This is a genomic window from Rhodococcus sp. DN22, from assembly GCF_036669995.1.
In the GTDB taxonomy this organism is placed as follows: Bacteria; Actinomycetota; Actinomycetes; order Mycobacteriales; family Mycobacteriaceae; genus Rhodococcus_F; species Rhodococcus_F erythropolis.
Genome location: NZ_CP133326.1, coordinates 2,960,257 through 2,974,193, shown reverse-complemented (window position 1 = coordinate 2,974,193; position 13,937 = coordinate 2,960,257). Strand labels below are relative to the sequence as shown.

13 protein-coding genes and 6 tRNA genes are annotated in these 13,937 nt (G+C 62.3%); 7 read left to right on the top strand and 12 right to left on the bottom strand.

Translation table 11 applies throughout. The features are described from left to right. Positions 1–98: 98 nt before the first annotated feature. Positions 99–521, bottom strand: coding sequence for an NUDIX domain-containing protein (locus tag RA302_RS13735; protein ID WP_243617244.1), 423 nt, complete (start codon positions 519–521; stop codon positions 99–101). A gap of 161 nt (positions 522–682) precedes the next feature. Between RA302_RS13735 and RA302_RS13730 the strand changes: the two genes are divergently transcribed. Further along, complete coding sequence (locus RA302_RS13730) at positions 683–1,159, top strand: RidA family protein (RefSeq protein ID WP_020969521.1); 477 nt, start codon at positions 683–685, stop codon at positions 1,157–1,159. Positions 1,160–1,257: 98 nt separating this feature from the next. Here RA302_RS13730 and pdxS read toward each other — a convergent pair whose 3' ends face one another. From pdxS to RA302_RS13685, 9 genes are all read right to left on the bottom strand, one after another. Further along, on the bottom strand, positions 1,258–2,166 hold the full coding sequence (pdxS, locus tag RA302_RS13725) for a pyridoxal 5'-phosphate synthase lyase subunit PdxS (RefSeq protein WP_003943338.1): 909 nt from the start codon (positions 2,164–2,166) through the stop codon (positions 1,258–1,260). A 170-nt stretch (positions 2,167–2,336) separates the two neighbouring features. Further along, positions 2,337–3,359: an NUDIX domain-containing protein gene (locus tag RA302_RS13720; protein ID WP_020969519.1), complete on the bottom strand. Its 1,023-nt coding sequence runs from the start codon at positions 3,357–3,359 to the stop codon at positions 2,337–2,339. After that, the gene (locus tag RA302_RS13715; protein WP_020969518.1) at positions 3,356–4,483 is read right to left on the bottom strand and encodes a glycosyltransferase family 4 protein; all 1,128 of its coding nucleotides are present in this window, start codon (positions 4,481–4,483) and stop codon (positions 3,356–3,358) included. Before RA302_RS13715 ends, RA302_RS13720 begins: the two co-directional genes overlap by 4 nt. Next, positions 4,480–5,382 (bottom strand): phosphatidylinositol mannoside acyltransferase, encoded by a 903-nt coding sequence (locus RA302_RS13710; RefSeq protein ID WP_019748286.1) that lies wholly within the window; start codon positions 5,380–5,382, stop codon positions 4,480–4,482. The genes RA302_RS13715 and RA302_RS13710 overlap by 4 nt, the downstream gene beginning before the upstream one ends. Then, positions 5,379–6,074 carry a CDP-alcohol phosphatidyltransferase family protein gene (locus RA302_RS13705; RefSeq protein ID WP_037134299.1) on the bottom strand — a complete coding sequence of 232 codons (696 nt, stop codon included), beginning with the start codon at positions 6,072–6,074 and terminating at the stop codon, positions 5,379–5,381. The genes RA302_RS13710 and RA302_RS13705 overlap by 4 nt, the downstream gene beginning before the upstream one ends. Before the next feature lie 81 nt (positions 6,075–6,155). After that, positions 6,156–6,710, bottom strand: coding sequence for an HIT domain-containing protein (locus tag RA302_RS13700; protein WP_019748284.1), 555 nt, complete (start codon positions 6,708–6,710; stop codon positions 6,156–6,158). Further along, a complete protein-coding gene (thrS, locus tag RA302_RS13695; protein WP_243617243.1) occupies positions 6,707–8,764 on the bottom strand; it encodes a threonine--tRNA ligase in 2,058 nt (685 codons plus the stop codon). The genes RA302_RS13700 and thrS overlap by 4 nt, the downstream gene beginning before the upstream one ends. 133 nt (positions 8,765–8,897) lie before the next feature. Further along, entirely contained in the window at positions 8,898–9,350 is a 453-nt protein-coding gene (locus RA302_RS13690; RefSeq protein WP_243617242.1) for a TIGR02611 family protein, read from the bottom strand. A 186-nt stretch (positions 9,351–9,536) separates the two neighbouring features. Next, positions 9,537–9,608 (bottom strand) — tRNA-Val (locus tag RA302_RS13685). Positions 9,609–9,901: 293 nt separating this feature from the next. Here RA302_RS13685 and RA302_RS13680 point away from each other — a divergent pair. The 5 genes from RA302_RS13680 (at position 9,902) to RA302_RS13660 (ending at position 10,405) form a co-directional block, all read left to right on the top strand. Further along, positions 9,902–9,974: transfer RNA gene (locus RA302_RS13680), tRNA-Gly, on the top strand. Positions 9,975–9,999: 25 nt separating this feature from the next. Next, positions 10,000–10,070: transfer RNA gene (locus RA302_RS13675), tRNA-Cys, on the top strand. 1 nt (position 10,071) lies between these two features. Next, positions 10,072–10,146: transfer RNA gene (locus tag RA302_RS13670), tRNA-Val, on the top strand. Positions 10,147–10,238: 92 nt separating this feature from the next. Further along, positions 10,239–10,314 (top strand) — tRNA-Gly (locus RA302_RS13665). Between the two features lie 16 nt (positions 10,315–10,330). Next, positions 10,331–10,405, top strand: a tRNA-Val gene (locus tag RA302_RS13660). 146 nt (positions 10,406–10,551) lie between these two features. Here RA302_RS13660 and RA302_RS13655 read toward each other — a convergent pair. Continuing rightward, positions 10,552–11,049, bottom strand: coding sequence for an alpha-isopropylmalate synthase regulatory domain-containing protein (locus RA302_RS13655; protein ID WP_243617241.1), 498 nt, complete (start codon positions 11,047–11,049; stop codon positions 10,552–10,554). A 174-nt stretch (positions 11,050–11,223) separates the two neighbouring features. Continuing rightward, entirely contained in the window at positions 11,224–12,609 is a 1,386-nt protein-coding gene (locus RA302_RS13650) for a GH1 family beta-glucosidase (RefSeq protein ID WP_243617240.1), read from the bottom strand. 116 nt (positions 12,610–12,725) lie between these two features. Here RA302_RS13650 and RA302_RS13645 point away from each other — a divergent pair, with 116 nt between their 5' ends. After that, complete coding sequence (locus tag RA302_RS13645) at positions 12,726–13,922, top strand: MFS transporter (protein WP_019748279.1); 1,197 nt, start codon at positions 12,726–12,728, stop codon at positions 13,920–13,922. Positions 13,923–13,937: the final 15 nt, after the last annotated feature.

Below are 13,937 nucleotides of genomic sequence, written 5' to 3'. Positions count from 1 at the left end.
ATCCATGATTTCCAGGAATCAGTCCGAACAATCCCGATTGACCGAAAATTGTTGCGGAGCAACCTTTGCGGCCACTCGTGTTCCGGCAACGGATTCCCCTACTGAACCAGGGCGTTGATAATGCGGGCAGCTTCGGCCGGGTAGATAGGGCGGTCGGACCCACCACTCAAAACCCAGTGGACTGGACTACCTTCGTCGAGGACTCGGAGTTGCACGTCGAGCGGAAACGCATCGATGTCAGCTGAGTCGACTGCAAAGACATGGACAATCTCATGCCCAGGTCGCCCCTCGAACTCGAAGATGTTCTCGACGACCTCGAGCAACTCGACGCTTCCCAACGTGACGCCGAGTTCCTCCGCGAACTCGCGTCGCAACGCTGCCTCGGCCGTCTCACCGAACTCGATACCGCCACCGATCAATCGATGAAAGTTCTCCCCCGTGACAGAGTCCGTGCCGTCGAGCATGAGTACGTGACCGGAACGGACAGGTATCCCCAGTGAGATGTTACGAATTGACGACATACGACACAGTTTAGGTGGCCAACTCGAACACCATTTGAATCCGACGACGGCGAATATCACCAAAAGTGATGGGGTGGGCGCAAATACGACTTGGACTTGCCGAGACTCCCGATGACAGACTCGAACACCATTCCCGGACAAAAGACCCCATTGAGGAACCGATGAACGACGCAAGTACCTGGACCGCACGACTCGCCGCACTCGACCTGACCCTCCCGCCTGTTGCCACCCCCGCAGGCTCATATCTTCCCGCCGTTCAGACCGGGTCATACGTCTACACGTCGGGGCAATTGCCGCTCGTCGACGGCACTACGACGTGCATCGGCAAGTTGGGCGAGGGCGTCTCCGTCGAAGACGCCGCCCAGGCGGCGCGGTTGTGCACTCTCAACGGACTCGCGGCCGTTGATGCCTTGGTCGGTCTCGACCGCATCGTTCGGGTCGTCAAGGTCGTTGGATTTGTTGCTTCGGGATCCGGATTCTCGCAGCAACCCCAGGTGATCAACGGTGCGTCCGACCTGCTGGCCGAGATCTTCGGTACCGCTGGACAGCACGCCCGCTCTGCGATCGGCGTGGCCGAACTCCCCCGAAACAGTGCCGTCGAGGTCGAGTTCGTGTTCGAGGTATCGGACAGCATCTGACGGTCCACCACACCCCGAAGGGCGGCGGTTGCCAATGCAACCGCCGCCCTTCTTGTGTGAAGACTTTCAGGCACTGAGCCCGGTCGTCGAACCTGCTGTCACCAACCGCGCTCTGCGAGGCGGTGTCCGACGGGCAGGTCGTCGACGTTGATGCCGACCATTGCCTCGCCGAGTCCGCGCGAGACCTTGGCGAGCACGTCCGGGTCGTCGTAGAACGTGGTGGCCTTGACGATTGCCTCGGCGCGCTGCTTCGGGTTGCCGGACTTGAAGATACCTGATCCGACGAAGACGCCTTCGGCGCCGAGCTGCATCATCATCGCAGCGTCTGCGGGGGTGGCGATGCCGCCGGCGGTGAACATGGTGACAGGCAGCTTGCCTGCCTTGGCGACCTCGACGACCAGTTCGTACGGGGCCTGCAGTTCCTTGGCGGCTACGTACAGTTCGTCCTCGCTCAGCGAGGTCAACCGGCGGATCTCGCCGCGGATGGTGCGCATGTGTGTGGTGGCGTTGGAGACGTCTCCGGTGCCGGCTTCACCCTTCGAGCGGATCATGGCCGCGCCTTCGTTGATGCGACGGAGTGCTTCACCGAGGTTGGTGGCGCCACACACGAAGGGAGCGGTGAACTTCCACTTGTCGATGTGGTTGGCGTAGTCGGCCGGGGTCAGGACCTCGGACTCGTCGATGTAGTCGACGCCGAGGCTCTGCAGGATCTGCGCTTCGACGAAGTGACCGATGCGTGCCTTCGCCATGACGGGGATGCTGACGGTGGAGATGATGCTGTCGATCATGTCCGGGTCACTCATGCGCGAGACGCCGCCCTGTGCGCGAATGTCTGCGGGGACCCGCTCGAGTGCCATGACGGCGACGGCGCCTGCGTCTTCGGCGATCTTGGCCTGCTCAGCGGTGACCACGTCCATGATCACACCGCCCTTGAGCATTTCAGCCATGCCGCGCTTGACGCGGGCGGTGCCGATGGCGGTGGTGGGGGCAGAGTCGGGGGTGCTCACAGCAAACTCCTGCAGTAGTGGCGTGACAAAAGAAACGAGGCACGGCGAACACACGAGTTCATTCGCTCGGAGGCCTCTGGCCAGAACTCTAGGACTAACCGGCCTTCGATTCCGTATCCAATTTGCCATTGCTGGCCTTAAACGGCCGCAAGCACTGAACGACCGAACGATCAGCGGATGGAACGCACTTCCGGATCCTCGGAACCGTCCGCAATCGTCGCGGCCTCCACCAGGAGGTTTGCCAGATCCAACGGGTAGACGGGCTCACCGGACTTGGCCAGTCGGCGGATCTCGTCGGCGCTGCACCAGCGATGACCCGTAATCGCACGCTGCTCCAATTCCGTGTGGCCTTGGAAGACCGGCTCGAAGCCGTGAGTGCGCGTAGCGAAGAACAGCTCTTCCGAACGGATCAGCTCACCGTCGAACGGGAAGATCGCCACCCGACGCCAAAGCGGACCTCGCAGATTCTCCGGCGCCACGACGAATCCGGTCTCCTCCTCGATCTCACGAACCGCGGCCGCTCGCAGATGTTCGCCGCGTTCGAGCCCGCCGCCGACGGTGAACCAGAAGTAAGTGTTCGGGATCTTGGGATCGTGCCCGCGCAACAGCAGCACCCGATCTTCCTCGTCCAGCATCACCACGCGGGCAGAGGTCCGTGACGTATCCACGGTGATTCCCTCGGGCACCGCCGCCGCGGTCGTGCGCTCAGAGATCTCGAAGTATTGAGGCAGTGGCGCCGTTCCGCCGAGATGTAGCCATCGAACAAGTCGTCGGGTACGCAACGCGAGAGTGTCTCGCACCGCGTCGTTGTGGAACCGCCGGGCGATCAGCACGCGCGCCTCGGCATCGGCCAACTCGGCCACCAGTTGAGGTCGCAGCGACGTCGTGCCGTAGGCAGCGAGAGCATTGGACAGCCGGTTCTCGGCAAGCTCGCGATCCTGACGATCCGCCCGTTCGGCGGCGTCCGCCAAGGTGACGAATCTGCGGGCGTCGTCGGCGCTCATGTCCACAGCCGCCGCGCGGACAACCGCGGCACGACGGGACAGAGCCGCATCGAGCGCCAACCAAGACTGATCCGAACGCACATGCAGTCGATCGAGTCGGTTCGCCGTCCCGTACGCCCACAGTCCGACGACCAGGACGACGGCAGCGACGAGCCCGAGAATGAAGATCGTCAGAGCGGAGAAGGTCATGAACCCACCACGCGTACGCCGGTGCCGCCAACCGTGACGGTCTCGTAGACACGCAGGATCTGTTCGGCCACCACCGGCCAGTCGTATTCGGCAACAACACTTGTCGCGGTGTTGACCAGCGCGCGTCGTCGATCCGGGTCACCGAGAACGGAATCGATTGCCTCGGCCAAGGCATCGGAGTTCCCGATGGGGACCAGCAAGCCGGCCTGACCGTCGCGAAGAACACGGCGGAAAGCGTCCAACTCACTGGCCACGACGGCAGTTCCAGCCGCCATGGCCTCGACCAGCACGATCCCGAAGCTCTCACCGCCGAGATTGGGCGCGCAGTAGACGTCCGCACTGCGAAGCGCCGACGCTTTCTCCTCATCGCTGACCTGCCCGAGCAGGCGGAGATGCTTGAAGTAGTTGCCCGCCTCTTTGCGGAGTTTCTCCTCGTCGCCGCGTCCGACCACGATCACTTCGAGATCCGGGTGACGCTCGACCAACTCCGGCAACGCACCGAGTAGTACGGCCATCCCCTTGCGCGGTTCGTCGTAGCGACCGAGGAACAGAATGGTTCCACCTTCGCGCGGGTAGCCGGGCAACAGATCGGCCTCGGCAAACGCTGCGACATCGACGCCGTTGGGGATCTCGACGGCGTCGGATCCGAGGGACTCGACCTGCCAACGACGCGCCAACTCCGAGACTGCGATCCGGCCACTGATCTTCTCGAGATACGGAGCCAAGACACCCTGAAAAGTGCTCAGCACCAACGACTTCGTGGTCGACGTGTGGAAGGTGGCGACGATCGGGCCCTCCGCGATACGCAACGCGAGCATGGACAGACTCGGCGCATTGGGTTCGTGGATATGCAGAACGTCGAAGTCACCTTCCGCGATGAACTTGCGGAGGCGGTTGTTCGCCGTCGGGCCGAAAGACAACCGCGCAACAGAACCGTTGTAGGGAATCGCGACGGCTTTACCTGCGGAAACCACAAAATCCGGCAACTCGTCGTCATCGGACGACGGCGCAAGCACACTCACTTTGTGACCACGTTCGATCAGCACCTCGGCCAGATCCACCACGTGCGCCTGCACGCCACCGGGGACGTCGAAGGAGTACGGGCAGATCATGCCGATCTTCATTCACCCTCCATGCGGGCGAGCCGCGATTCGGAGAGGTCGGAGCGCCACAGCGGCTGAAGCATGTGCCAGTCAGCGGGGTGCGCTGCGATGTTGACGGCAAAACGGTCGGCAAGTGCCTGCGTGGCCGGGCCGACTCCGCCGGATACGTCGATCGGTGGGTCGATCTTGAAACCCCAACCGTCGGGAGTGAACCAGCAGTGGACCGGAAGTAGCGGCGCGCCGGTGTCGATCGCGAGCTTCGCCGGGCCGGCGGGCATGCGAGTGGGTTCTCCGAAGAAGGTGACGGGCACACCCTTCTTCGCCAGATCGCGCTCCCCCAGCAAGCACACGATCTTGTTCTCGCGCAGATGCTTGGACAGTTCGACGAACGGAGGATGCTCCCCGCCGCTGAGCGGAAAGATCTCGAAACCGAGACTCTCGCGGTATTCGACAAACCGTTCGTACAGGGATTCGGGCTTGAGCCGCTCGGCAACGGAGGTCAACCCACCCCATTGCTGAACACACCACACGCCGGCCATGTCCCAATTACCGCTGTGGGGCAGCGCCAATACCGCGCCATGACCTGCCGCCATTGCCTTTTCCAGATGTTCCTGGCCCTCGACCAGCGCATGCAGCGCTTTACCGGTCGCGACCAGATCCATCGACGGAAGACGGAACGCCTCACGCCAATACCGGGCGTACGAGCGCATCGAATCCTTGATCAACTGATCCGGAACTTCCGCCGGCGTCGTGCCCAGAACTCTCGCGAGGTTCTTCCTGAGTTGTTCGGGTCCGCCCTTGCGTACCGCGAAATCTGCTCCGGCGTCGAACAGCTTGACCGCCACCGATTCCGGCAGGCTTCTCACCAGCCGCCAACCCGCGGCATATCCCAGATCGGTTGCGCGCTCGGAAAAACTCACTGCTCGGCCTCACCTTCAGGCTTGGGATCGCCCTCGGTGTTCGGCGCGCCTTCGACCGTCGATGCCGCCGGGGCGATCGGCAGAAGTTCCCGGGCGCCAGGCGAATTGCGCACCGCGAGCACTCGTTGGAAGACCGTCACGATACTTCCGGCGGCAAGTACCCACATCGCGATGTGAATCGCCCACGGTAGACCCATACCTGTCAGGCCAGATCCGACCAACACGATGATCAGTCGGTCCGGGCGCTCGATCCACCCGCCGTCCGCAGTCAGCCCGCTCGCCTCCGCGCGCGCCTTCGCGTACGAGATGACCTGCGAGGTGACGAGGCAGATGAGCGTCGCGACGAGCAGCCACTTGCTGTTCTCGTGGTAGACCGCCCACCAGGCCAGGCCGGCAAAAATCGCGCCGTCGGCCACGCGGTCGCAGGTCGCGTCCAGTACCGCCCCGTACCGCGTTCCGCCGCCGCGAGCACGAGCCATTGCGCCGTCGAGCATGTCGAACATGACGAAGAACCAGATGAACATGGTTCCCCAGAACAGATGTCCGGACGGAAACAGCGTCACCGCACCGGCGACGCTTGCCACCGTGCCGATCACCGTCACCGAGTCCGGCGTCAGACCGGTCTTGACCAGCGCCTTGCCCATAGGTGCCGTCACCTTGGACACCGATGCGCGCCCGAAGAAGCTCAACACCGCAGGAACCCTCCCCGTCGTGAGTTCCGGTTCGGAACTCGTTGCAGCAATGCATCCTGCCATGAAGCCGGGTGCATCAACCTATTGTTGCCAGGCACCGGCGAGTAGTCCCCTGGTCTCCCGCAGCAATTGCGGCATCACCTTGACCCCACCGAGCACGGTGATGAAGTTGGCGTCGCCGCCCCAACGTGGGACTACGTGTTGGTGAAGGTGCTCGGACAGCGAACCGCCCGCGGCAGCACCGAGATTCAGACCGACGTTGAATCCGTGCGGATTCGACACGCTCTTGATCACCCGCAACGCACGCTGGGTGAACGCCATCAACTCGGCGCTCTCCTCGGGCGTGAGGTCTTCGAGGGCCGCGACCTTGCGGTACGGCACCACCATCAGGTGGCCCGGGTTGTACGGGTACAGGTTCAAGACCGCGTAGACGTGTTCACCGCGGGCGACGATCAACCCTTCCTCGTCCGACATTTTCGGAATGTCGATGAACGGTTCACCCGTCGTACCCGGGGTGTTGGGCGCCTCGGTGATGTACGACATCCGATGTGGCGACCAAATACGCTGCAAATGATCAGGATCGCCGACGCCGTGGTCGATCAGCGAACCCGGACCATCGTCACCGGGGGCGCTCACTGCGCCACGCTTGGCTGCACCAGTTCGGCTGTCGGCGAGGCATTCTCGCGGCGGCCGATCCACTCGGTGATGATCCGGACGGCGTCGTCGACGGGAATTCCGTTGATCTGGGTGCCGTCGCGGAAACGGAAGCTGACCGCGCCGGCTTCCACGTCACGCTCGCCCGCGAGGAGCATGAACGGGACCTTTTGCGTGGTGTGGTTACGGATCTTCTTCTGCATCCGGTCGTCACTGAAATCGACCTCGGCGCGAACACCGGCTGCCTTGAGCTTCTTCGTGACGTCGAACAGGTGATCGGCGAAGGCCTCGGCCACCGGGATTCCGACGACCTGCACCGGCGCCAGCCACGCCGGGAACGCGCCCGCGTAGTGCTCGGTCAGGACACCGAAGAACCGCTCGATCGAGCCGAACAGCGCGCGGTGGATCATGACCGGACGAGTCTTGACGCCGTCGTTGCCGGTGTATTCGAGCTCGAACCGCTCGGGCAGGTTGAAGTCGAGCTGGATGGTCGACATCTGCCAGGTGCGGCCGAGGGCGTCCTTGACCTGAACGGAAATCTTGGGACCGTAGAAGGCGGCTCCGCCCGGATCCGGCACCAGCGTCAGGCCGGAAGCTTCACCGACCTCGGCGAGGGTTGCAGTTGCCTCTTCCCAGACGTCGTCGCTACCGACGAATTTGTCCGGGTTCTTGGTGGACAGCTCGAGGTAGAAGTCGTCGAGGCCGTAGTCCTTGAGCAGGTTCAGCACGAACTGCAGCGTGGTGGTCAGCTCGTCGCGCATCTGCTCACGGGTGCAGTAGATGTGAGCGTCGTCCTGGGTCATGCCGCGCACGCGGGTCAGGCCGTGGATGACGCCGGACTTCTCGTAGCGGTAGACCGAGCCGAATTCGAAGAGCCGCAACGGCAATTCACGGTACGAGCGTCCGCGAGCACGGAAGATCAGGTTGTGCATCGGGCAGTTCATCGGCTTGAGGTAGTAGTCCTGGCCCGGCTTACGCACGGTGCCGTCCTCGTTCAGTTCCTCGTCGACATGCATCGCCGGGAACATTCCGTCGCGGTACCAGTCGAGGTGACCGGAAACCTCGTACAGATGTCCCTTGGTGATGTGCGGAGTGTTGACGAACTCGTAGCCCGCCTCGATGTGGCGGCTGCGCGAGTAGTTCTCCATCTCGGTGCGGATGATGCCGCCCTTGGGATGGAACACCGGCAGACCCGAACCGAGTTCGTCGGGGAAGCTGAAGAGGTCCAGTTCGGTACCGAGCTTGCGGTGATCACGACGCTCGGCCTCGGCGAGCAGTTCGAGGTACTCGTCCTGAGCCTCGGTGGACTCCCACGCGGTGCCGTAGACACGCTGAAGATCGGCGTTGTCCTGGTTGCCACGCCAGTAGGCGGCGGAGCTTCGGGTCAACTTGAATGCCGGAATGTGCTTGGTGGTCGGAATATGCGGGCCGCGGCACAGATCGGACCAGATCTTGTTGCCAGTGCGCGGATCGAGATTGTCGTAGATGGTCAGCTCGTTGCCGCCCACCTCCATGATCTCGGGATCGTCGATACCGGACTTGTCGTCGATCAGTTCGAGCTTGAAGGGCTCGTCGGCCAACTCGACCCGAGCGTCCTCGATCGAATCGACCACCCGACGCGAGAAACGCTGCGATCCCTTGATGATCTGCTTCATACGCTTTTCGAGCTTGGCCAGATCCTCCGGAGTGAACGGACGATCCACTGCGAAGTCGTAGTAGAAGCCATCCTTGATCGGCGGACCGATGCCGAGCTTCGCGTCGGGGAATTCCTTCTGGACCGCCTGCGCGAGGACGTGGGCCGCGGAGTGCCGGATGACGCTGCGGCCGTCCTCGGTGGATGCTGCCACCGGCTCGACGTCGACATCGACCTCAGGTGTCCACGACAGATCCTTGAGCGTTCCCTCGCCATCGCGGACAACGACGATCACGTCGGGCCCCTTCGTGGGGTATCCGGCTTCGCGCACTGCAGTCCCGGCGGTCGTCCCCGCGGGCACCCGAAGTGGGGCGGCTGAGTGCTCTGGCGCGGGACTGGTCACGGCGATGTGCTCCTAAAGGTATTGCGACAAGTTAGACAGGCGTCGTACCCACTGCGAGCACGCGCACGATCATGTTATCGGCCCTACCGACATGGTGAGACAACCGAGTGAAGGAAACCGGGCCGCGTTCAGCTCACAGTGGCGACTCGAGCCACGAGTAGTCCAGGCCCACCCATGTCCCGATCAGGCCGAAGGTGCCGAGCACCCACAAAGTCGCCAGGACGATCACTGTGGTGAACAGAACGCCCAACCCCTTGACGAACAGCGACTGCTTGCCGAACCATTCCATGAACCTGTCGTATCGAGCCTTCGCGAAATGAAGGAGTCGATGTGCCCACGCGAACTCCGACGCCAGTATGCCGAGGCCGGCGAAGACGATGAGCCAACCGGGCCCGGGGTACGGAATAGCCACGATGCCTGCGGCGAACACGATCGTGCCCACGACTCCCACGCCGATGCGGTACGCAAGATTGAGGGTGGGCCGCGCGGCGATTCCAGCGCGCCACCGCTCCCAGCGGGACTCTGCGTCTTGGAAGACGGACAGGTCTGAATCGTCGACGGCAGAATCGACCTTTTCGGTACTCAAGTCGGTCACCTTTTCGGTCGCGAAATGTCTCTTCGACCAGGCTACCGAAATCGTCGGCCGGCGACCTGCGACGACGGTCTGCATGCCGAAACAACCGTGCCCTCGAACAGCTGTGCTCTCAAACAGCTGTGCTCTTAAACGACTGAAGGCGTCCCCGATGATCGGGAACGCCTTCAGTGTTTTCTGTGGTCCCGGCTGGGATCGAACCAGCGACCTTCCGCGTGTGAAGCGGACGCTCTCCCACTGAGCCACGGGACCGTAAGTCATCCGAACGCATGCGCTCGAACGAGTTGGAACATTAACACGGCTGCGCGATGAATACGAATCACCAGGTTGGCATTCGTTTTGCTCCAGGCGACCCCGAAATCTACGAATTCGAGCTGATTTCAGACCGTATTCATCGCCAAGACGGACAGTTGCAACGCGCGCGACGGGCCAATTCGACTCCGAACACGCCACTGAGCTGGTGATTTGTGTGTATCCGACACGGTCGGCTAATGTTTCCAACGCACCGAGGAGAGCGAGCAGCTCCCCAAGCAACACGGTGCGATGCGGACGTGGCGCAGCTGGTAGCGCACAACCTTGCCAAGGTTGGGGTCGCGGGTTCGAATCCCGTCGTCCGCTCGAGAGGTGTGACTCAACCTTTTACGGTGGAGTGGCCGAGTGGTGAGGCAACGGCCTGCAAAGCCGTGCACACGGGTTCGATTCCCGTCTCCACCTCGCGCGATTAGCTCAGCGGGAGAGCGCTTCCCTGACACGGAAGAGGTCACTGGTTCAATCCCAGTATCGCGCACCACGTCAGGCCCTCGGGCCTGATGGTCAAGACCTGCTTGCAGGTCTGATAAGTTAGAAAAGTACTGAGTTCCGGTAACGGAGTTCATTGCTCATGCGGACGTGGCGCAGCTGGTAGCGCACAACCTTGCCAAGGTTGGGGTCGCGGGTTCGAATCCCGTCGTCCGCTCCATTTTTCTCCAGAACCCGCGCGATTAGCTCAGCGGGAGAGCGCTTCCCTGACACGGAAGAGGTCACTGGTTCAATCCCAGTATCGCGCACCATTTGAAATTGCAAGAAGCCGGAACCTCAGGGTTCCGGCTTTTTGCGTTCGAGCGCCGAACACATCAACCGCAGTACAGACGCAAGCCCTCTCGGGAATCCACGTCAGTACTGCGGTTGATGTAGCTGATCAGATTGTTGTAACTGATCAGTGAGAGAAGCGGTTCGCTGCCGAAGTCATCGCGCGCAGCGAGGACTCAGTCGACGACTCCGCAATCCCCATCGCCCAGCTCCGACGGCCCTCGCACTCGGTAAAGATGAACGTCGCCGTGCGGTGGCCGATCTGGTGCTGATGGAAAGACAGGATCTCGAGCGAGATTCCCGCGTCGTGCAGCATCGACGTCATGGCCGAGATCGCGCCAGTCGAGGTGGCGGAAGCCTTCTGGATGCGCTCCCCCAGACCGAGAGTCGCTTCGAAAGTCCAACGACCCGGCGCAATCTTCTCGGAGGACCACGCGCCCAAACGGATCGGGCCGCTCATAGCCGCATACGTGGACTCGAACTCGGTCCAAGACATCGCTGAGCATTCGGCGCGCAGGCCGGCTGGCAGAGATTTTCCGTGACGCGTCGCGAAAGGATCAGCAGCGGTAGAAGAAGAATCAGAAGCGAAGGCAGAATCAGAAGCGAAGGCGAAGTTGTAAGTCATGATCGTGGTCTTCCTGGAATGAAGTGGAGGACCAACTGGTAGCAAGACGACCCGCAGCGAGGGGTCGGTCCGATTCAGACCCCGCTACGGCGGCTTACTACGAGAATTCGCTTCATGAGAGACGAGGCTAGGCGGCCCGGTTCGAGAATGCAACCCGGACCGCCTCCGCACAGGTCAGACCTGAGCCGATTTGTGCCCGGCGATCAGGGCGCGATACCACTCGAACGAGGTCTTCGGTGTGCGCTTCTGGGTATCGAAATCGACGTGGACCAGGCCGAATCGTTCCTGGTAGCCGGCTGCCCACTCGAAGTTGTCGAGGAGTGACCACACAAAATAGCCACGGACGTCGACACCGTCGTCCATTGCCGATCGGAGGGCGCGAAGGTGCGCATCGTGGTAGTCGATTCGCGCTTCGTCCTCGACGACGCCTGCGGCATCCGGTGCGTCGTGGAATGAACATCCGCTTTCCGTGATGTAGATCGGCGGCAGTGCGTCACCGAACCGAGCCTGGAACGTCCGCAGGATCTCACCCAGCCCTTCGGGAACGATCGGCCATCCGAAATCGGTTGTGGGATAACCGGTAATCGCGACAGGCGCAAAGGGCAGGCCCGGCGGTAGGTCGACCTCGAGCACACCTTCGGTCCCCTGGCCTTCCACCGGAGCGGCAATCATCGTCGGCTCGTAGTAGTTGATCCCGTACCAGTCGAGCGGCGCCCCGATGATTTTCAAGTCCTCGTCGACGGGACCGCTGAGCAGCTGAGCGAACTCGTCGGCGGGGTACTTACCGACCAGAACCGGGTCGGCGAACATCCAATTGACGACGTGGTCGTAGATGTCGGCAGCCATCACGTCTTCCGGGGAATCGGAAGCGGCCCGCACCGGTGCATGGTTCGAGGCGATTCCGATGTTCGTGCATCCGGTTGCCCGAAGCGCTTCGACAGCGAGGCCGTGCCCGAGCAGCTGGTGATGTGCGGCTTGGAAAGCCTCGAACCCCAAGGCCAGGCCGGGGGCATGAACTCCCAGGGCATGTCCGTAGAGCGTGTGCACTACCGGTTCGTTGAGCGGCATCCACATTCCGACGCGATCGGACAACCGTTCGCCGACGGCCTGGGCGTACTCCCCCAGCCGGTACGAGGTGTCTCGGTTCATCCAGCCGCCCTGCTCTTGCAGTGCGAGGGGCAGATCCCAGTGAAAGAGAGTGACGGCAGGAGTAATTCCCACCGAACACAGTCGATCGATCAGGCGGTCGTAGAAGTCGAGCCCTTTCGCATTCACAGCCCCCGATCCGGTGGGCAGAATTCGCGACCACGACAGGGACAGCCGATAAGCGTCGAGCCCGAGGTCTTTCATCAACTCGATATCCGATTCCCAGCGGTGATAATGATCGGCAGCAACCGCTCCGGTGTCGCCCCCGACGACTACACCGGGGCGGTCACAGAACTCGTCCCAAATCGACGGTCCGCGACCGTCTTCGGCCACAGCTCCTTCGATTTGGTAGGCCGCGGTGGCGGTTCCCCAGACGAAGGAAGACGGAAATTCTGGTGTCGGCTGCCGAGTCATGTCGGTCAGTTAATCAAAGAAACGTGCAAAACACGCAGCTTTGTTGGACACTCGACCAGTATCAAGATCCAGTACCGTTCGGCCTAACCGAACGAACGAGACAAAGGCCCTGCTTGATGACGGATAACACCCGCACCCTGACGAGGGCTCGGATCGCCACTTCGGTGGCCTTCGGACTTCAAGGATTTCTGCTCGCCGCCATTCTGACGCAGCTGCCGCAGTACAAGGACTTGTTCGAGCTGAGCGAGACACTGGTTGTGGTTGCGGTTGTCACCGTGTCCGTCATCGCCGGGCTCGGCAGCGTGCTCGCCGAGATTCTGGCCGTGAGAACGTCGAGCAAGATGACTCTGCGAACCGGACTCGCCGTCATCGCAGTCTTCGGCGGGGCAACCGGAATTGCGCCCAACGCGGCGATGTTCTTCGTCTTCCTGGCGATCTACGGCATCGGACTCGGCATGGTCGACGCGGCCGCCAACATGCAGGCAGTCTCGATCCAACACGCCAAGGGCCGCTTCATCCTCTCCTCGTTCCATGCTTCCTGGAGCGTCGGAGCGATTGTCGGCGCTCTGTTCATCTCTGCTACCGCAAGCCTCGACATCTCGATCCGCATAACGCAGGTGATCGCGGGAGTTGTTGTCGGACTGATGCTTCTGGCCTTCGGCCCGCAACTGCTCGATCGCTCCGAGTCTCCGGTTGCCGATGCAAACATCACGAGCACCGCGAAATTCACCGTACCCACCCGCGCGTTCGTCCTCCTCGGCGTCGCGATGGCATTGTTCTATGCGGTCGACTTCAGCGTCGGAAACTGGTCGACGCTGTACGTCAAGGACGAACTGCTCGCCGACGCCGGGACGGCCGCCCTTTCCGTGGCGGCGTACCAAATCGCGGCATTGGTCGCACGACTGACCGGCGACTACTGGGTCGGCAAGTTCGGTGAGACCACCGTCGTGCGGATCGGCTCTCTCATCGGCGTGGTCGGCATGACGATCGTTGTCCTCGCGCAATCTCCCGCCGTTGCCATCGCCGGCTTCCTGATCGTCGGCCTCGGCGTACCGGTGATCGCCCCGATCTGCTTCAGCGCGGCCGGACGGATGGCTCCCCCGGATCAGGTCGACGCGGTGATCGCACGCATCAACCTCTTCAACTACGTCGGCACGGTGGTCGGCGGCGGCATCGTCGGCGCGGTCGCTGCCTTCAGTGACCTTCGAATCGGGTTCCTGATTCCGCTGGCGTTCTGCGCGATCTTGATAGTTCTTGCTCCCGCGTTCGCACCGAAACGAGCCACGACGCCGGTCGCCGAGAACGCCGCTTGAGCATCACGCTCGACG